An 18,379-nucleotide genomic window follows, 5' to 3' on the forward strand; every position below is an offset into this window, starting at 1 on the left:
GCGCCGGATCAGGCGACGAGCGTCATCAGCGCCTGGTGGCGTTGCGGCCCGGTGCTGGAGACGCGAAAGGGCTGGAGCGGATCGCCGGTGCGCAGCACGAATTGGGGGTGGCCGGTCGCATGCCGCATCCGCACGGCAACGGCGTAGGCATGATCGAAGGATGCAAGCGCGGCGCGCTTGGACGAAGAGGGTTGCATCGAGCAGGCGCTGGTCATGACTGGTGCTCCTCGGGAAGGTCGGGGTCGGGAAAGGTGGGCAGTTCGGACCAGGTCGGCTCGTCGCGGTCGAACAGGACCCAGGAGGCATCCCTGTCGAATGCCGCCTTCAGGATCGCCCAGAATTCCGGGCTGATGTCGGGCCTCTCCCCGCCGCACCCGACGACGCAGGTGTGGACGAAGAAACCATAGGCATAGGGCTCGATCACCAGATCGGGATGGCCGACCTCGACACGTCCGTCCGCCCCGCGCGGCGCGACGGCGATCAGGTGATCGATGTGACGACGCTCGGCCGCAGGCAGATGGACGGTCGAGCAGACAAAGAGTGCGGCATGGCGCATGAGAAATCTCCTTCGCGAGGGCTTGGACGAAGCGCGGGCGATGGGTTCAGGCCGCCTGGTCGAGCGAGAGCGAGAGCCTGTTCCTGTCGGCGGAGATGCTCAGGCTGCGGTTGAAGGGAATGAGCCACTGGACGTGCTCGAAGACCGCCTCACGCAATCGGGCGAGCAGCGCCTCGTCTTCGCCGAGCAGCAGCAGGTTGGCGAGATTGCGGGCTTCATGCTCGAATGCGAGCGATTGCGTATCCCAGCTGTCGCGGTCGCAATCGTCGGAATAGCAGAACAGGCTGGCATATATCAGGTTGGCAAGCGCGTCCGGTTGCACATTGGCCTCGTCGTCGAACAGGATGGTCGCCTCGTCGAGCGTCCAGCAGCCATTGTTGCAGACCAGCATGTCCGTGGGCACGCGGCATAGAGTGGGTTCGCTCGGCGACGGGCCGCCGGGCCGCAGAAGGATCTCGGCGGCGAGTTCCTCTACCGGCCCGGAGCCAAAATCGTCCGGCAGAGCGACGTCATCCGCATAGCGATGGAGGACGCCGCCGCGCTGCACGACGAAGCTGCAGGACAGGAGACGCGGCAATGCGTCGTACCAGCGATAGCCCTCGAAATCGCGATTCTCGTCAACGAGGCGACCGCCGAGCGGCGTTTCCTTCGCAAGCGCGCGGGAAAGTGCTTGCTCGATATCGGGTTCGTGTTCGGACATGATGATCATCGGCTCCGACCGAACGGCCGCGCCCTGGTAACGGTTGTAGGTGTCGGCAACATTGGGCGTCCAGGCGTTGAGCCAGGGATCAGCTTCGGGAAGAGCGATCCCAAGGTCGCGGGCGCGCGCCCAGGCCTTGTAGGAGAGGCGATGCGATTTCTCGCGGGCGACGGCATGGTAAAGCGCGATCTCGGCCGCTTCCCTGAGCCGGGACAGCGCCTCATTCTCGACCATTTCCTTGCGCGCAGGGAGCACTAGCTGGAGCGCCGGCGCGTCGATGATATCGACCCGCACCCGCCAGTTATGGGGACTCTCGATTTCGCTCAGCGTCGGAAGTCGTGAGGCGACGGTCACGCCGTGAAAATTGATCCGGGGGGTGTGGACGGCCTCGGTCGTGCCGTCGTGGAAGATGCCGATGCGACAGCCTTCCCATAACTCGATCTGCGCGGCGCCGGCGAGAAAGTCTTCGCACGGGAGCTGTGCGCCCTCGAAATGAACCGGGATCGGGAAGTATCGGGCCGCGATGCGCAGTTCCGACCCAAGCTGTTCTTCCCAGGCGGCCGGCAGCATGATCTGGATCTCGGTGCCGCGCACGATCCCGCACGACGCGATCGCGAGCGGGACAGTCCCTTCCCAGCCGTCAGCCGGAATATGGACCGCCCAGCCCCGTCCGGCCGCTCGCGACCGGGAGCGGACAATCACATCGCGGCCGGCGAGGCTGAACACCCCCATGCCGGCGGGATCCTCGCGGTCGCGAATATCCTGCTGCCAGCCCGATGTGCCGAGCGTCAGGAGGTTGGCGGGATCGTCGATGCCGCAGCCGTCATCGTAGATCGACAGGGCAGTCCCGGCGGGGAGATTGTAGACTGCGACGTGGATCGCGCGCGCACCGGCACGGCGGGCGTTTTGGAAAAGCTCCAGCAGCACGTCGCCGAGCGTGCCGTTGAACAGGCGCGAGACCTTGGTGATGAGCGACTGGCCGACCTCGGGCCGGATGGTGACGGGAAAGGACATGGGATGTGGCTCCTGTCTGGCGGAGACCAATTCCCCGCCGCATGAGCCCTCATCCCCCTCCCCTTTGGATCAGAGCGGGGTGGAATGGATCGGACCAGTCGATGTGGTCGATGATCCAGGCAGGCACGAAATCCCAGTCGAAGCAGAGCGGATAGTCGTTCTCGATCTCGCGCCAGGACGCTTCGACCGTATCGGTCCAGCCAACCACGGTCAGCCGCAGGGCAGCGGTGCCGAGCGCATCGAATGTCCTGTCGATCGCGAGAGCGAGGCCGATTGCATCGGGATCGGTGATCGGCCGGGAGCGCAGGGTCAGGACCGCCTCCCAGAGGCAGGCGGCGGTCTCGAGGCTGGCTTCGGAATATTGAGCCATGACGGGGTCCTTTCGGTGTCAGGCGGCGCGCAGGTCGCAGCCCTGATAGAGGCCGAGATCGGCTGCCATCAGAATGTCGATGGCTGGCGCGAACCGCTCGAACGCTTCGTTCAGATCGGCGACGGCGACGCGGTAGCTGGCCTCGCCGGGGTCGAAATCGAGGGCGAGCATCAGCGGGGTCAGCCGAGCGGTCATCTCGGGAAAGACGGTGTGGACGATAAGCGACTCGATCCGCCGCGCGACCAGGTTGAGGCGCGCCGCGAGGCCCAAGGGGGTCGCCAGCTCACGTTCATACCAGGCGGCGGGTGCCACGACGTCGGCGATGCGGGTCGAGGGTGCCCGGCCATTGCCGATTCGGGCCTGGATGACGACGCAGCGCGGGCGCCGCTGGAGCGCAACTTCGGCCAGCGGCACAAGGGCGCGATAGTGATAGGTCGAGGCGGTCCCCGGGATGCGGGACCGAGAGACGATGACGTCCATTGGCTGTTCCTTCGGTAGTGGAGGCAGGGGGCTGCGCGTTCGGCAGCAAGGAGACGCGCGAGCGAAACCCGCCCGATGCATCTTCAACAGGAGTCCTCCCCTCCGGCTCGCTAACGGGACCGTTCGGCCTTGATGGCGAGGAGGTTTGCGAACCGCGCCTGGACCGCAGCCGCGTCGGGAAAATGGTCAGCGAGGCCGTGATGATCGAGGATCGGCGCGCGCGCCTTCGCGATCAGCGCAGCCTCGGCCAGGCTCGGCATTCGGGGTGGCCAGCCTTTTACGTACCGCAGTTCCGGGGGCATTGCCGCTTCGAGTGTCCGGCGTTCATGGGACCGCGCTTTGACGCGGGCGACTTCGCGAAGACGTGCGGCCGACAGCAATTGGGGAGCAACATCGGCGAGCCATCGTTGGGGCTGGAAGGAGAAGGTCGAATCCAGCTCAATCGCTACGAGATGGCGGTAGAGATCGAGATTGCCGGGCGCATCGGCGGAGGCAGCCAGATCGTGCGCAGATCCAAGCGCGCAGAAAGCGCAGGACAGGCGGGTCGTGCGGTAGCGGACATAGGCTTCGTGCAACGGCAGCCCGTGGCGCTCATGGATCCCGAACACATCGTCGGCACTCCAGTCGACCGCCGGATGCCAGTTGAGCATGCGGGTGCCGGCGGCATTGCCTGGCTTGGCGAAGCGTTCGTCGCTTCGGGAAATCGGGGTCAAGCGCCGGCTCGGGCTTTCGTCGCGGCGCAGGCCGATGACCGACACGATGGTCTCGCCCCGGTAGCGACGCGCCAGCTCGGGGCCGATCACCTGGACCTTCAGTTCGGACGTGCAGAAACGCAGCGATGCCGATGACCATGGGCCGATCAGATTATAGGTCTCGAGCGCCTCGTAACGGCGCTTGCCGGAGAGAAAGCGCTGCTCCCATCGTGCCACCATGTCGCCTGCCGATCGGCTGACCACCAACAAGGGCAGCCCCAGCCTGTCCGCGATCGCTGCTATCATGGCCGGGGTCGACCGCCACTCCGCCCGGCCGAGGTCCGCGTGGATTGCAATCCGGCGGTCGCGGGGATGGCCCAAGGCGTCAAGCAGCGTGATAGCGGCATGGGCCGAGGCGGTGGAATCCTTACCGCCCGAAAGATTGAAGGCGAACCAGGCACCGCCCCTGATGGCCGCAAGCACCGTCTCGTCAATAGCGGGCAACGGATCGTCAGGCGCGGCGAGCAAGCCGCACGCAAGAGCTGCGCCCATGCAGGGTCTCCTCAGGTGCGGTGGATCGGCGCGACCGCGCGCCGGTCAGCGGCCGACAGGCGGCCTGTTGTCGTAGAGGGGCTGTGCGTCCGGTTCCCATTCGCCGGGCAGCCAGATCCGGCCGTTATAGCTGATCCGCCCTACGGGCGTTTCGGCGATCAGGAGCAGAGCCTCGGGGAACATGCTGGCGCCCAGACCCGAACGGTCGCGGCGCTCGCAATAGAGGTTGGAAGCTTCCGCCCAGTTCGCCGCGGCAAGCTCTGGGAAGCCGCGCTGGACGACACGAAAGGGCTTACGCGAAGCAGCTCGCCGCCCGGCCCCGCCCAGTATGCGGGCGACATGTCCGGCATAGACGGCGACCGTGGCCCAATAAGCAGCGACAAATGCCTTTCGGCTATCCCAGCTCGATCGGGCACGGCGGCGCGACTCGGCAGCCAGCTCAAGCAGCAGCACGGCGAGCAGAGCGCGGATATCGGCAGGCATAGCCCGGATGAGCCGCGCGGCGGGAAGACCGAGGAGCGGATTGCGAACCTCGGCCCGGGAGGAGCGGTGGGTCATGGCGGCGCCCTCACCACTCGAACGTTTCGAGACCATCGACGCAATCCGCATCACGATCAAGAAGAAGCCAACGGCAGCCTTGTGCGCGCGCGAGCTCGATGGCGGCCCAAAGCTCGTTCGGGACCATTTCGCGTTCCAGGCCGTCGAGTGGATCCGTCAGAACGAACCAGCCATAGCCGGCCTCAGCGACACCGAGCGGGCGGGCTTCGGGGATCATCGGCGCCCATTGGTCGAGAAGGTCAGCGGTGGCGGGACGGATGTGGCTGGTGCTGATCACGAGATGGCGACCGACACGCAGTGCCTGAGATGAGCCGACCGCGGGGGCTTCGATTGAGATGCGCTCTGTCCAGAGATATTCCTCTTCGTGCGCGTCGAAATAGGTCGAACTTGCGTCTTCGTCGGAGAGCGTCGAGGGATCACGCCCGTCGCGGATCTCCGGCCACCATTCGCGGCAGAATGAGGCGACCTCGGCCATGAGCGCTTCGCGTGTGAAGGCGGCGTAGAGATCGCCTCCATGACGATGGTCGATAAACGCGGCGTGGATATCGGCTGGCCAGGGAACGACGTGATCCTGCACGAGCCGCTCGGCCTGCGCCAATTCATCGCAGAGGATATGGGCTGCCGGAGCAGCGTCGGCGATGGCTGTGCGTGCCCGGGCTAGCAGGCGAGCGAAATCGTCCCTTGTCATATGGCTCATGGATTGTCTCCCTGGGGATGTGCCGGGTGCGCGAACGGGCACTCCGAGCATGTGATCAGGCTTGGTCGAGCGCCTGGGCGATGGCGGCGAGCGCGTCGGCGATATGCTGCTCGACCTCGGTCGTGGTGATGCCGAGACGGGCCGCGATTGTAGTGAAATCCTCGTGGCCTAGGAAATCCGCCAGGAGAACCTGACGGGTGATTTCCGGCAGTGCGGCGACCGCGCGGACGTATCGGTCGATTGGTGCAGCGCCGACGTCGGCAAGACCGGCCGCATCCACGCGGACCCATGCCCGCACCCAGTAGCCGTCGCCATCGCGCTGGACGGTCTGCTCGTCCGGGTCGATCCGCAGGATATGAGCGTCAGGCCAGCGTTTGCGCGCGGCAGCCACGACAGGCAGAACAGTCTTGTCGGGCGCAAGGAAGGCATCGATCCGCGCGGCGAGTTCGTAGCTCGTCCGACGCCGGTCGCGTCGCAGGCTGAAGCAGGGATGGTCGTTGAAGAAATCGAGCGCCTCGACAAGGAGAGCGCGGGCGTCATGATCGGACATGGTGGGGTCTCCGTTGAGCCGGTCCCTGACCGGCACGCATTCCCGCCCCCTTCCCTCCGACAGCCTCGATTTGCCTCAGGCTGCGCGGGCAAGCAGCGGGAGCGCCGTGACGTCCCCGGCGGACGTGGCGCGATCGAGAACCGGATAGGGCAGGCTCGGCAGCGCGCGCGCCGCAATCCGCGCCGCTTTGGTAAGCGGGAACAGATAGACATGGTTGCCCGGGTGCTTCTGACGGCGCAGGAAGCCGGAGCGTTCGAGATCGGTGAGCCAGTGCGCTCCATCCTCGCCGGCGCGACGGGTCCGGGCACCGGCGGCGGCGAGTTGCTCGGCGGCATAGCGCTGGCCGCATTCGTCATTGCGAATCTTGGAGATCGCCCGGCTTGAGATCGGCTGGCCGTTGGGCAGGATCAGATCGATGCGTGGCGACGAGCGGCCGGTATAGCGGCTACCCATCACGCAATAGAGCGTGCCGACATGGCCGGGCATGAATATCTGTCCTTGCTCGTCCGTCCGGCGGATCGGATCGGCATAGGAGATGACCGAGACGATTTCCGGTTTCTCGCGACGCAGCAGTTTGAAGGCGCGCGCGAGCATCCAGGTTTCGGCATTGCCGCCGGTGTCGTCGAGCAGCACGAGGCGCCCGAGGTCGCAGGCGCTGCGCGGATCGGGGAGCCCGGCTGATTTGGGGACGCTGGCATTGTTGACCGGGTGGGCGAATACGCAAACACCGACCAGGTCGGATCGCCCCCCGGCGCCGTTTCGGAAGAGACCGACCGACAAGCGTGTGACCGGCATCGAGGCGGCATAATGATGCTGGCGCACGAAGGGGGCCGCCTGCTTGACGGTATCGATGATATCCACGGCGAAGCGCCGGGGATCGATCTCGGTGGCGCCGGGCACCCAGCGACAGCGCCGATCGCGCCAGCGCTGGCTTCTGGTGGTGATCATGAGCGGCAACTCCGGTTGCAGCCGGGACTCCTCCCGCCATGCCGCGATCGGAGGCGGGAGAAAGTCGGGGCTACTTATTGTGCGATCACGCGGCGCGTGAGCTCGGGGATGCGGGCATTGTCGTAGGGGCTGGAGACCGATATCTCGAGCGCGTCGCGCTGGGCGCGATACCAGTCGGTCGCTTCGACCGTGTACCTCTCGGTGGCAAAGGGCTCGCCGCCGCTTGAGAATTCGATCTCGACGGAGAAGGAGCGCAGTTCGATCTGGGAAGAAGCGTGCATGATCGGATCCTTTCGATATGAAAAGGGCGGCTCCGAGCTGGGTCGAAGCCGCCTGGGGTGAGCGGGTATCGAAGGTCGGCCCGTTGGTCGGACCGGATGGTCAGGCGGCTGCGGCGCTCCGCCATCGGGCGGCGGCTTCATCAGCGGTCAGCTGGCCATGGCTCTCTGTGCAGAAACGCTGGAAGTCCGCGTCCGAGGCAAGGGACGTGGTTTCCAGCGCCTGGATCACTTCCCACAGGAAAGCGCTGGCCGAACCAGCCTCGGCGACCGGGACCCAGAGGGCGAGATTGTTGCTGTCCGCGCCGCAACGCTCGCAGGTCTGGCTGTCATAGGTTGCGAGGAGTGACCATTGCTGGGCGATCTCGTCCCAGATGGCGTTCGCGTCCCGGCAGATGTCCGCGCTGCCGCAATGGCGACAGCGCGGCATGAGCGGAGCCGCTACCGGCGTGGCCGATTCCGTCCCGGCCGTCGGCGGCGGATTTTCACCCTCACCGTAACCGGGTGGCAGTTCCAGAGCGGGCGTGATGTAGGCACTATCCACACCAGGCCAGATGCCGGTCAGGTACGTGGCCCCGCTATTCTCATAGTCCTCCTTCTGGCCGGTCCAGTCCTCGTCCGCGATGGCGAGCTGACAGGCATCTTCGGCGGTGGCCGCCTCATAGGTTCGGTGTCGGAAGACCGGCTGCCGGTAGGTGCTTTCGATCGTGAAGCTCGGCATGGTGACCTCCTCAGTTCGCCTTGGCGAAGAGCTTGCGCGCCTTGCCCTCGATTTCGAGCCGCGTGTCCTGGTTGGACTTGGTCCGTGCGTGCGCGGTGATCCCCTGGACGAAATCGAACAAGCTCGCGGGCGGATGGCCTTCCTCAGCGATCACCGACTGGATGATCTTCGCGGTGTCGGTTTTGGAGAAACCGTTCTTGCGCAGGAAGGAGTCGCGATCCTCGTCGGAGCGTGCGACGATGCGGCCGCGCGCGGTCTTGATGCCCTCGATGAAGCTCATGGCCGAGGAGTCGGCGAAGGTCTCAAGCGCGGGCGCCGCTTCATGGGCGAAGCGGTTGGCGGCGAATTTCGAGTGGCGGACCCGGATCTCCTCGAAATTTTCGACGCCCCACAGGTTGCGGTTCATGCACACTGCGCGCAGATAAAAAGTCGCGATTCCCAATGTCTTGGAGCCGACTTCTGAGTTCCAGCAATAGAAGCCACGGAAGAAGAGATCGGGATCGCCATTCGGCAATTTACCCGCCTCGATCGGATGCGTGTCGTCGACCAGGAACAGGAAAACGTCGCGATCCGACGCATAGAGGGTCGTCGTCTCGCGCGTGACATCGACGTGAGGGTTATAGCGCATCGACCGCCAGTCGAGCACGCCCGGAACCTTCCAGCGCGTGTCGGAAACGCCGTTGCCCGCGATCTTCATGACGGCCGCGACCAGTTCATGGTCCCATATGCGGCCATAATCGGGTCCGGTGACGGCGCGCAGTTCGGAGCGGCCCTCATGGGTCTCAAGGAGCTTCACCTGCTCACCCCGATGATTGAGGAGGCCGTGCTGGAGATTGATGCCGGCGAGCGCGGCGGGCAGACCCCGCAGATAGGATGCGGGAGCGCCGACCAGGCTCGACAATTGGCCGAACGACCAGTTGGTGGGTGCGATCGGCTCGGCTTCGCCGGGAACGATCAGGCTGAGGCGCTCGGCATTGTCCATGCTCGCCTCGACGCGGACGTCGCGGCTTTCGACGATACGCGTGCGTGCGTGACCCGCGCGACGGCGAACGCTTTCATAGAGGTCGTCGAGGGACAGGAATTTCTCGTCGTCGGGACGCGAATACCATTCGGACGAGACTCGTCCGATGTTGCGACCGCGGGATATGTCGACCTTGTAGGCGCCCGAGACCTGGGGCGCGTCGATATGCTGGGCAAGCGTTGCCATGGGACATCTCCTGGTTGGAAAGGTCCGATCCGCTTCGGACCGGCCAACCCTTCCCCACCCCCTTCCCTCCATCCCGGTGCATGGCGCCTCGGATCGGGGCTTGATGTTCGGGGCGGTCGCGGCAGATGTTGGCCCCCAATGCTCGCCCCAGAGCGTCGTTACCTCCTCGTGGCCGATGTCGCCTTCCTCGGCGAGAGTGCGGATTTCCCGGCCTGCGCATCTGGCACCGACGGTCAACCGTAAGAGCTGAGCGCCGCCGCATCGTCCGCACCTAGACGACAAAATCGAAGCGGCCCGCACGCGCTTCTTCGTTGAAGTGAATCAATAGCTCGGGTCGGAAGAGAAAGTCGCTCCGATTTATGTAGACAAAATGATCTGAGCCGCGCGCCACCGTGATATTGAGAGCCTGAACTTCCAAACGCGTGGAGTGCAGGCGATGGCTATCGTCAGAAAGACGGCTAATGGTTTACCAGAATTGGTGGATGACGCTGGCAACACGGTTGGTGTCGTTAGCTGAAGACGCGCAGGAACGTGGATGGCCGCGAGAGATGGAGCGGCATTGCGCGATCGCCGATCGTATTTCGGCCCTGCTGGGGCAGTTCGAGGAGGAGACGGACTTGCCGGATCAGCGTCCGGCAACAGCAATCGCCGAGTGATCCGTGGTGGGGTCGATCACGATGTCTGCCGCCTTCCGCTCCGAGTAGCGATCGACAAGGGGGGCGGCGTGCGGACGCAGCAGCACCGTGAACCGCACCAGCTCCTCCATCACATCGACGATACGGTCGTAATAGCTGGAGGGCTTCATGCGCCCGGCTTCATCGAATTCCCTGTAGGCCATCGCCACGCTCGACTGGTTGGGGATAGTGAACATCCGCATCCAGCGGCCGAGCAGCCGCAGCGTGTTGACCGCGTTGAACGATTGCGAGCCACCCGACACCTGCATGACCGCCAGCGTGCGGCCCTGGGTCGGTCGCATCCCCTTCATCTCCAGTGGCAGATGGTCGATCTGTGCTTTCATGATGCCGGTGATCTGGCCGTGCCGCTCCGGGCTGCACCACACCATGCCCTCCGACCACATGGCATGGTCGCGCAGTTCATGGACGGCGGGATGATCGTCGCCCTTCACCTGATCGGGCAACGGCAGGTCGGCGGGATCGAAGATGCGCGTCTCGGCCCCGAAGAACCGGAGCAGCCGCGCCGCTTCCTCGACCGCGAAGCGCGAGAAGGAACGTTCGCGCAGCGAGCCGTAGAGCAGCAGGATGCGCGGCGGAGGATCGCCCGCGCCAAGCCCGAGCGCGGGCCGCTCATGAGCATAACGCAGATCGAACGCGGGCAGATGATCCGGGTCAGCCAGCTCGCGAATATGGGTCAAGCCATCGCTCCCTTTTCATACCAGCCACGGGTGCGCTTCACGATCGCCACGACCGACAGCATCACCGGCACCTCCACCAGCACGCCGACCACCGTGGCGAGTGCGGCGCCGGACTTGAGGCCGAACAGGCTGATCGCGGCGGCGACCGCCAGCTCGAAGAAATTGGACGCGCCGATCAGCGCGGCAGGTGCCGCCACGCACCACGCCACGCCGAACCGGCGGCTCAGCCAATAGGCCAGCCCGGCATTGAAATAGACCTGCACCAGGATCGGCACGGCGATGAGCGCAATCACCAAGGGCTGCGTGACGATCGCCTCGCCCTGGAAGCCGAACAGCAGCACCAGCGTCGCCAGCAGGGCGGTGAGCGACACCGGCCCGAGCCGGGCCAGCAGCCGGGCCAGCGCGGCTTGTCCGCCTGACGCCAGCACGGCGCGGCGAACGAGCTGCGCGACGATCACCGGCACGACGATATAGAGGCCGACCGAGAGCAGCAGGGTATCCCACGGCACCGTCACCGACGCGACGCCGAGCAGCAGGCCGACCAGCGGCGCGAAGGCGAACACCATGATGAGGTCGTTCAGCGCCACCTGGCTCAACGTGTAATTCGGCTCGCCGTCGCAGAGGTTCGACCACACGAACACCATCGCCGTGCAGGGCGCAGCCGCCAGCAGGATCAGCCCTGCGATATAGGACGGAGCTTCACCCGCCGGCAGCAGCGGCGCGAACAGCCAGCCGAGGAACAGCGTGCCGAGCAGTGCCATCGAGAAGGGCTTGACCGCCCAATTGATGAACAGCGTGACGCCGACACCCTTCCAGTGCTGGCGCACCGATCCCAGCGCGCCAAAGTCGATCTTCAGCAGCATCGGCACGATCATCAGCCAGATCAGCGCCGCGACGACGAGGTTGACACGCGCCACCTCGGCGGAGGCAATCGCGCCAAACAGGCCGGGCACCAGATGGCCGAGTGCGATGCCTGCGACGATGCAGAGCGTCACCCACAGGGTCAGATACCGCTCGAAGAAGGAGATGCCCGGGCGAGCCGGCGCGGTGTCGAGAATAGTCGCCATGCTTCAGATCACCCGCGCGCCGGCCGCATCGACGACCTGTTGGCCGTCTTCCTTGGTGAAGGCACCCTGTTGCGGCGCGGGCAGCAGGTCCAGCACCGCCTCCGAAGGCCGGCACAGCTTCACGCCGAGCGGCGAGACGACCAGCGGCCGGTTGATGAGGATAGGATGCGCCATCATCGCATCGATCAGCGTATCGTCGGACAGTGAGAGATCGCCCAGGCCAAGTTCGGCATAGGGCGTGCCCTTCTCGCGCAGCAGCTCGCGCGCCGTGATGCCGGCCCGCTCGATAAGCTCGACCAGTAGCGCCCGCGACGGCGGGGTTTTCAGATACTCGATGACGTTCGGTTCGATTCCGGCATTGCGGATCAGGCCCAGCACATTGCGCGACGTGCCGCACTCCGGGTTGTGATAGACGATGATGTCGGTCACGCCGCATCTCCCCGGCGAGCGGTCGAACCTTCGGCATGGCCGATCTCGCGCAGCTTGGCGGTCAGCGCCGTGGCTTCGAGCTTGTCGATCGGCAGTGAGATGAACAGCCGGATGCGATTTTCCAGATAGTTCAGCGCCATCACGAAGGCACGTTCGCGCTCGATTTCGCCGCCTTGGACATGGCTGGGATCTTCGATGCCCCAATGAGCCGTCATCGGATGGCCGGGCCACACCGGGCAGACTTCACCGGCCGCGTCGTCGCAAACGGTGAACACGAAATCCATGACCGGCGCACCGGGCTGGGAAAATTCCTCCCAGCTTTTCGAGCGCAGGCCCTCGATCGGATAGTCGAGCCGCTTCAGTAGCGCGAGCGCGTCGGGGTTCACCGCGCCCTTTGGGTAGCTCCCGGCCGAGAAGGCACGAAAGCGGCCCTTACCGAGCTTGTTCATGGCGCTTTCGGCGAGGATCGAGCGCGCCGAATTGCCGGTGCAAAGGAACAGGACGTTGAATATGCTATCGGTGGACATGGCAGTCTCCGTCAGCAGCAGGGGACGAGTTCGGCTACGAGCGGCGCGCACAGCTCCGGTTTCCCCGCGCAGCAGTCCTTGACCAGAAACAGGGTCAGCGCGCGCAGCGCATCGAGGTCGGCGCGGTAAATGATCGAACGGCTTTGCCGCTCGGACTTCACCAACCCCGCGCGCGACAGGATACCGAGATGCGTGGACATCGTGTTCTGCGGCACGTCGAGCTGCCGGGCGATCTCGCCAGCCGGCAAGCCGTCCGGTTCATGCCGCACCAGCAGGCGGAAGGTGTCGAGACGCGTCGGCTGCGCCAGCGCACCCAGGGCGAGGATGGTCGACTCAGAATCCATATATCGAGAATAGTCGATATATGGATTCTGGCAAACCGAAAGATGCTAGCGAGCGGAAGCCAGAGGGGGAAACCGCCCCCGCGACGCTACGCCGTTTGGGTTTGCTGCGCCAAGGGGGCGGTTTCCCCCTCTGGCGGCGAGGATCGAGATCAAGGGTTGATTGTCCACATAACGAAGGCCCAGCTTTTGCCGCAGCCCGGCTTGTTGCAGACAGCCGGCCCCATGACGATGAAGGCCATGTCTCAGGCGGCGTCCCGGCGCAGCCACTCATAGAGCAGATGCGCGTCGGGATCATATTCCGAGCCATTCGAAATCCGCACGAGCCTTCCGTCGCAGGCGAAGGCCGAGGCGCGCGGGAAGCTCAGATAAGAGCGTCCTTCGAGCATGATATCTCCTGAGCGAACCTGGGTGATTGCCCTTGTCGTGCCGAGCGCGCGGTGTCCGGCCGGTGCGTCGACCAGCTTCAGGCTGTCACCAGCCCTGATCTGCTTCTTGAACGCGGCAAGGGAAACTTTGGCTTCGACCGGGTTCTTGCGCCCCCGGCGGCCGGCGAGTGCCGCCCAATAAGCCTGTCCGATCCGTGCTTCGCAGTAGAAGGAGCAGTTGTGGAAATCCTGCAGCAGGTTGGATCGGGTGTAGCCGAAGCGCTCCATCTGGTCGCGCACCGCGACAAAGAAGTCGTTCTGCGCGTCACGCGCGGTCAGGTCCGCTGGCGTGTCGAGGATTTCGGCGGTGATCTTGCGGCCGCCGGCGAATTTCTCAGTCCTGATCGCGAAACTGGTGTCGGGGAATTTGGCCTTGAGATGACCTTCGATGCGCGCGGCGAGCGTCGCGAGATTGTCGCCGGCTTGATAGAGGTCGCCCGCATAGTGAAAATTACCCCGCTCATCGAACGGGGTCTGGCTGTACAGGCGCGCGGACGCGCCCGGCGTCGAAACGTCGGTCATGGTCTTTCTCCGTGGTGATGGTGTGCCGGCCAGTGCGATGGCCGGCTGGCGTCAGGCCTCGCGGGATCCTTGGGGTAATTCCATCGCAATGAAGGCGCGCGCACGCTTCACGGCGTCCTCGTCGATCTGGCCCACAGCCTCCGGCATGATGGTCGCCAATCGATCGATCTGGCCAAGCAGACCCGCGAGCAGATGAAGCGCGGGCGGGGTCGCTGGTGCGCTATCCCAGCCGGGTGGCGGGCCGGCGTGGCAATAGCCATAGTCGAGCGACCCGTAGCGCCGAACGATAGCAAGCGCCTGGTCGGCGGTTTCGCAATCGTTGAGGACGAAGCGGCACGTCATCTCGTCGACCGTGATGCCGGCGTAGAAGAGCGCCGCGGCCACACCATTGGCGAGTGTGCAGCGCATCGGGCGGTTCGCCTCACGATGAATATAGGCGATGTTGCCAATGCGATCGGTTGCGCGGATCCGAACGGCGTCACGACGCGGTGCCAATTTGGCCGTGCTTGGGCTATCCTCAGAGGCGAGCATTTCCGACCGGGCATCGACCCAGTCGCGATAGCCAAGACGGGTATCGTCGTTCGCGACCTCGGCTTTCCAGTCTTTGACTGGATAGCCGGAATCCTCGTCCCAATGATCGCGGCGGGTCATGATATGTCACCGTTCAATGCTTTCGAAAGCGCTTCTCGCGTGAACTCGATTTCGATCCGGTCGGGGAAAACGGCGCACCATCCGCCGCCGAAGCTGTCGAGGTAGGGTTTGGTGCAGGTGAAGCTCCAGTCGAACCCGACCGGAGCAACAGTCAGTGACAATTGGCAGCAACGTTGGATCAGCCCGGCGATCGGCCAGGGCTGGAAGTCGGTCGCACCGAAGATTGCGACGGTGCAGGTCTTGGGATCTTCGATCGAATTCTCGACCCGAATTTCGGCGCCGAAGTCGGGAAAGTTCGCATCGTCAAAGATAGCGATGAACCCGCTCAGCGGTTTATCGCCAATGGTCGGCGGAAAGACTGCCAGCAAGTCGTCGCTGACGGGGGCGGGTTCGAAATCCCCCATCAGATCGGCAGCAAGCTGCCACGCCTCTTCGATCAGCGCGGCTTCGGCGATCGAGCAGGTAAAGGCGAATGAGCCCTGGATGAAGTGGTCGGCCATGGGGTCTCCATGAGGATAACGGGCGGCCCAATTGCCGCGGCACCCACAACCACCCTCCTCCCCTCCCTTTGACTTGGGCGCCGGATGAAGGCACGAGTTCGTTTACGCATGCGCAAGTGCGCCTGGTTCAAGACCCGTGTTCCCAGCAAGAAGAAGGAGGCTACATGGCCGAGACCGAAGATTCGGGCGTCATGTCTTTGACCGTGACGTTGCTCAGTGCCTATTTCGCGAACAACACCGTCCCGAGCGCCGAATTACCGGCGCTGGTGGAAGGGACGCGGCGGGCCCTGCTCGGCGGAGCGCCACTAGCGACGCCAGTCCCCGTTCCAGTAACCGAAGAGATTGTGCCGGAGACGCCGGCCGCCGCACCGGAATATAAGCCCAAGGTCGCCATTGACGAAAGTCTGGCCTCGCCCGATCACATACTGAGCCTGATCGATGGCAAGCCTTACAAGGCGCTTAAGCGACATCTGGCAGCGCATGGATTGACGCCTGCGGAATATCGTAGCCGCTACGGCCTTCCGGCGGACTATCCGATGGTCGCGCAAGGATATTCGGCGGCCCGGAGGGAAGTCGCACTGAAGCTGGGCCTCGGCGGCAAACGCAAGAATTCATCTGCCCCTGTTGCCGAGGAGGTGCCTGCGCCCCCGGTTGTCGAAACGACCGAGCCTGTCGTTACCGACACGCCCCCGGCAAAGTCCGCACCGGCGCGTCACCCGCGTGCCAAGACTGTAGGCGTCAAACCGAAGCCTGCGGCCAAAAAGCCTAAGCGTAAGGCCGCTCCTTCACCCGTCGCCGCGGACGCTCTTGCTCCACCGGCTTCTGAGCCACCCCAGCCTGCCGTTGCCGACACGCTCCCGGCAGAGCCCGCGCCGGGAGATCACCCGCCCATCGCGGCTGTCGAGGCCAAGCCAAAACCCGGAGCGGCAAAGCCCAAGCGCAAGGTCACCAGGGCGGTTGCCAAGACTGCTGCGACGAGCGAGGATGCGGCATCGAAGCCGAAGCGCATTCGGACGAAAAAGCCAGAAACCGAGGTGGTTCCACCAGCTGAACCGGCGCCGGAGACCACGCTCGCGGCGGGTTGAGCGATGCGGTCCGGGCGCGCACGGTGCCCGGATCGCTTTTCGCGGGTCTATCAGACTTCAGATGGGATCAAATCCGCGACATCGCCAGGATTCCCTCGATGATCTCGCTCGACCGGTCGAGCGGAATGAATAGCCGGGTCTTGTACTGAATGACCTCGCTGAACACGCCGTGTGCCTTCAACCGCTCGCGGTCTTCTGGTCGGTAGTTGCGGATTTCGAGCCGACGCGAACCGTTGACGAGTGCAGTCGTCAAAGTGGCACCGCCCAGGCTTGGGATTGCGATGCCCGTCCCCTTCTGGGCCGCCGCGCCAAGTTCGGCAGCGGTCAGTTCGACCGTGCCGTCGAGACCGAAGGCTGATTGCAGTTCCGCCATTGCTGCCGGTGGGATCAGTCGCCCGATGACCGAAATGCCCATTCCATCATCGATGCGCCAGACGCGGACATCATCTTGCGGAAGTCGGTGCCAAACCGGCAGGAGGAGACCAGTCGCTACGTTGACGGTCTCGATATCGACCTTGGCCTCCGCCTCGCTCGCTTCGGCTTCCCAAAGCTTCTGGAATTCATCGCGATCGATCTCTTTCCAGAGGCTGGCCCACATCGCGATCTCCTGCATGCGGGTCCCGCCGGTCGGACGAACAAGCTGGCACATGGACACGATGCGCCCTTCCTCGTCGGTGATCGACCAGGACGGCACCTTGAGCGCGACGCGCTTGGACCTGCTGTTCCAGAGATAAGCGATTTCGCGCGTGCCGTCCCAGATCTGCATCAGCCGTTTCCAGTGCATGACCCGCGGGCGCAGATGGAGTTCGAGCCGGAGCAATCTGGTTTCGGCGCCGGTCACCGGATCGGTGCGCAGCGTCTGCTCGGATCGGGTGATGATCTGCTCGGCTCGGATGGTCTCGACCCCGACGTCAAGCGTGCCGGCCTCGCGCGCGGCATCGATGCGCGCCTGGATCAGCCCCATATATTCATCGAAGATCGCGTTCTGGGTTGCGATCCTGAGCGCGAGGATGCGGTTGAGCCAGCGCTGGATCGGCGGCAGCTTCTCGAGGAGCGTGCCATTCTCGTCCGTCAACTTGAGTCCGGTCATGGCCTGGAAACTTTCCATGGTCACGCTCGAGAGCTTGTTTCCGTGGAGAAGATGATACCATTGGGTGAGAGCTTCCCGGGCGTAGTCGCTTTCCAGATTATCCGCCGGATCGAACAGGTTCTGGCCGCCTGTCTGGCGCTGGCCGCGGGTCAGCGCGCCCAGACTGTCGAGACGGCGCGCGATGGTCGAGATGAAGCGGCGTTCGCCCTTGCAGTCGGTGGTCACCGGGCGGAATACCGGCGGCACGCTTTGGTTGGTGCGATGGGTGCGTCCCAGACCCTGGATCGCGACATCCGCGCGCCAGCCCGGTTCCAGCAGGAAATGGACGCGGCGCTTGTCGGCCGTCCCGCAGGCGAGATCGGCATGATAGGAACGGCCCGTGCCACCGGCGTCGGAGAAGACCAGGATGGGTTTTATGCCGTCCATGAACGCCTGGGTCTCGGAGAGATTAGCGCGTGCACCGCGGCGCTCGAGCTTCTGGGAACCATCGTTGCCGATGACGATGCGCCGCGACCGGCCGGTTACCTCGGCGACTTTTGCCGTCCCGAAATGCGCAAGCAACGCATCGAGGGCGGCCGGAACCGGCGGCATGGCGCAGAGCTCCTCGATCAAGGCATCGCGCGTTGCAATGGCTTCGGCGCATTCGACCATATTGCCCTCATCGTCACGCATCGGCTCCGACCGGAGCGATCCGTCGCTTGTAGCGAAGACCCGCATCTGCTGGGTCGGGAAAGCGTTCTTAAGATAATCGATCATGGTCGCTCGCGGCGAGAGCTCCAGATCGAGATGGGCGCGTTCTTCAGGAGAGAGTTCCGCAAGCCGTCTGTCGAGGATCGCTTCGGCGGTGCTGACGAGCTGCACGACGGCGACATTGCCGGCCGAGATTTCGGTTTCGATCGCCTCGAAGACCGTCGGCATTTTCATCGAGATGAGCAAGGCCGACCAGAAGCGCTGTTCTGTCCCGTGAGCAAGTGTATCATTAATAATAATGCATTGATAAAACGCGATGATTCCTTGCGATAGCTAAAAGGGCGCATCATTGGG

23 protein-coding genes and 1 pseudogene are annotated in these 18,379 nt (G+C 64.4%); 2 read left to right on the top strand and 22 right to left on the bottom strand.

From position 1 onward, the window contains the following. Positions 1-8: 8 nt before the first annotated feature. From GGQ90_RS21185 to GGQ90_RS21245, 13 genes are all read right to left on the bottom strand, one after another. Entirely contained in the window at positions 9-215 is a 207-nt protein-coding gene (locus tag GGQ90_RS21185; protein ID WP_246428358.1) for a hypothetical protein, read from the bottom strand. Continuing rightward, positions 212-556 carry a DUF5983 family protein gene (locus GGQ90_RS21190; protein WP_188083864.1) on the bottom strand — a complete coding sequence of 115 codons (345 nt, stop codon included), beginning with the start codon at positions 554-556 and terminating at the stop codon, positions 212-214. The genes GGQ90_RS21185 and GGQ90_RS21190 overlap by 4 nt, the downstream gene beginning before the upstream one ends. A 46-nt stretch (positions 557-602) precedes the next feature. After that, positions 603-2,270: an ATP-binding protein gene (locus tag GGQ90_RS21195; RefSeq protein ID WP_188083865.1), complete on the bottom strand. Its 1,668-nt coding sequence runs from the start codon at positions 2,268-2,270 to the stop codon at positions 603-605. A gap of 49 nt (positions 2,271-2,319) precedes the next feature. Beyond that, complete coding sequence (locus GGQ90_RS21200; RefSeq protein ID WP_188083866.1) at positions 2,320-2,640, bottom strand: hypothetical protein; 321 nt, start codon at positions 2,638-2,640, stop codon at positions 2,320-2,322. An 18-nt stretch (positions 2,641-2,658) separates the two neighbouring features. After that, positions 2,659-3,120, bottom strand: coding sequence for a hypothetical protein (locus GGQ90_RS21205; protein ID WP_188083867.1), 462 nt, complete (start codon positions 3,118-3,120; stop codon positions 2,659-2,661). 110 nt (positions 3,121-3,230) lie between these two features. After that, a complete protein-coding gene (locus tag GGQ90_RS21210) occupies positions 3,231-4,364 on the bottom strand; it encodes a phosphoadenosine phosphosulfate reductase domain-containing protein (RefSeq protein WP_188083868.1) in 1,134 nt (377 codons plus the stop codon). A 45-nt stretch (positions 4,365-4,409) separates the two neighbouring features. Next, on the bottom strand, positions 4,410-4,922 hold the full coding sequence (locus tag GGQ90_RS21215; RefSeq protein ID WP_246428359.1) for a hypothetical protein: 513 nt from the start codon (positions 4,920-4,922) through the stop codon (positions 4,410-4,412). 10 nt (positions 4,923-4,932) lie between these two features. Continuing rightward, on the bottom strand, positions 4,933-5,619 hold the full coding sequence (locus GGQ90_RS21220; RefSeq protein ID WP_188083869.1) for a DUF5983 family protein: 687 nt from the start codon (positions 5,617-5,619) through the stop codon (positions 4,933-4,935). A gap of 55 nt (positions 5,620-5,674) precedes the next feature. Continuing rightward, positions 5,675-6,169 carry a sigma factor-like helix-turn-helix DNA-binding protein gene (locus tag GGQ90_RS21225; protein ID WP_188083870.1) on the bottom strand — a complete coding sequence of 165 codons (495 nt, stop codon included), beginning with the start codon at positions 6,167-6,169 and terminating at the stop codon, positions 5,675-5,677. A gap of 75 nt (positions 6,170-6,244) precedes the next feature. Continuing rightward, positions 6,245-7,117, bottom strand: a complete 873-nt coding sequence (locus tag GGQ90_RS21230; protein ID WP_188083871.1) for a Mom family adenine methylcarbamoylation protein — start codon at positions 7,115-7,117, stop codon at positions 6,245-6,247. 74 nt (positions 7,118-7,191) lie between these two features. Continuing rightward, the gene (locus tag GGQ90_RS21235) at positions 7,192-7,398 is read right to left on the bottom strand and encodes a hypothetical protein (RefSeq protein ID WP_188083872.1); all 207 of its coding nucleotides are present in this window, start codon (positions 7,396-7,398) and stop codon (positions 7,192-7,194) included. Positions 7,399-7,498: 100 nt separating this feature from the next. Beyond that, positions 7,499-8,116 (bottom strand): hypothetical protein, encoded by a 618-nt coding sequence (locus GGQ90_RS21240; protein ID WP_188083873.1) that lies wholly within the window; start codon positions 8,114-8,116, stop codon positions 7,499-7,501. Between the two features lie 10 nt (positions 8,117-8,126). After that, positions 8,127-9,323 carry a DUF932 domain-containing protein gene (locus GGQ90_RS21245; RefSeq protein WP_188083874.1) on the bottom strand — a complete coding sequence of 399 codons (1,197 nt, stop codon included), beginning with the start codon at positions 9,321-9,323 and terminating at the stop codon, positions 8,127-8,129. Positions 9,324-9,784: 461 nt separating this feature from the next. On the opposite strand from GGQ90_RS21245, the gene GGQ90_RS21250 reads away from it, so the two are divergent. Beyond that, positions 9,785-9,979, top strand: coding sequence for a hypothetical protein (locus GGQ90_RS21250; RefSeq protein WP_188083875.1), 195 nt, complete (start codon positions 9,785-9,787; stop codon positions 9,977-9,979). Here GGQ90_RS21250 and arsH read toward each other — a convergent pair. The 8 genes from arsH to GGQ90_RS21290 form a co-directional block, all read right to left on the bottom strand. Continuing rightward, the gene (arsH, locus tag GGQ90_RS21255; protein WP_281391455.1) at positions 9,949-10,695 is read right to left on the bottom strand and encodes an arsenical resistance protein ArsH; all 747 of its coding nucleotides are present in this window, start codon (positions 10,693-10,695) and stop codon (positions 9,949-9,951) included. The two genes, GGQ90_RS21250 and arsH, sit on opposite strands and share 31 nt — an antisense overlap. After that, positions 10,692-11,762: an ACR3 family arsenite efflux transporter gene (gene arsB, locus GGQ90_RS21260; protein ID WP_188083876.1), complete on the bottom strand. Its 1,071-nt coding sequence runs from the start codon at positions 11,760-11,762 to the stop codon at positions 10,692-10,694. Before arsB ends, arsH begins: the two co-directional genes overlap by 4 nt. Before the next feature lie 3 nt (positions 11,763-11,765). Beyond that, positions 11,766-12,191, bottom strand: coding sequence for an arsenate reductase (glutaredoxin) (gene arsC, locus GGQ90_RS21265; RefSeq protein ID WP_188083877.1), 426 nt, complete (start codon positions 12,189-12,191; stop codon positions 11,766-11,768). After that, entirely contained in the window at positions 12,188-12,718 is a 531-nt protein-coding gene (locus GGQ90_RS21270) for an arsenate reductase ArsC (RefSeq protein ID WP_188083878.1), read from the bottom strand. The genes arsC and GGQ90_RS21270 overlap by 4 nt, the downstream gene beginning before the upstream one ends. 11 nt (positions 12,719-12,729) lie before the next feature. Continuing rightward, positions 12,730-13,062 carry an ArsR/SmtB family transcription factor gene (locus GGQ90_RS21275; protein ID WP_188083879.1) on the bottom strand — a complete coding sequence of 111 codons (333 nt, stop codon included), beginning with the start codon at positions 13,060-13,062 and terminating at the stop codon, positions 12,730-12,732. Between the two features lie 242 nt (positions 13,063-13,304). After that, positions 13,305-14,009, bottom strand: coding sequence for a hypothetical protein (locus GGQ90_RS21280; protein WP_188083880.1), 705 nt, complete (start codon positions 14,007-14,009; stop codon positions 13,305-13,307). A 51-nt stretch (positions 14,010-14,060) separates the two neighbouring features. Then, entirely contained in the window at positions 14,061-14,660 is a 600-nt protein-coding gene (locus tag GGQ90_RS21285) for a hypothetical protein (RefSeq protein WP_188083881.1), read from the bottom strand. Next, positions 14,657-15,160: a hypothetical protein gene (locus GGQ90_RS21290; protein ID WP_188083882.1), complete on the bottom strand. Its 504-nt coding sequence runs from the start codon at positions 15,158-15,160 to the stop codon at positions 14,657-14,659. Before GGQ90_RS21290 ends, GGQ90_RS21285 begins: the two co-directional genes overlap by 4 nt. A gap of 164 nt (positions 15,161-15,324) precedes the next feature. Between GGQ90_RS21290 and GGQ90_RS21295 the strand changes: the two genes are divergently transcribed. Further along, positions 15,325-16,245, top strand: a complete 921-nt coding sequence (locus GGQ90_RS21295; RefSeq protein ID WP_188083883.1) for a MucR family transcriptional regulator — start codon at positions 15,325-15,327, stop codon at positions 16,243-16,245. Positions 16,246-16,312: 67 nt separating this feature from the next. On the opposite strand, the pseudogene GGQ90_RS21300 reads toward GGQ90_RS21295, so the two are convergent. Then, positions 16,313-18,292 (bottom strand): annotated as a pseudogene (locus GGQ90_RS21300) (strawberry notch C-terminal domain-containing protein); the annotation flags it as partial. Positions 18,293-18,379 lie beyond the last annotated feature (87 nt).

Source organism: Sphingobium scionense (assembly GCF_014197035.1).
Classification (GTDB): domain Bacteria; phylum Pseudomonadota; class Alphaproteobacteria; order Sphingomonadales; family Sphingomonadaceae; genus Sphingobium; species Sphingobium scionense.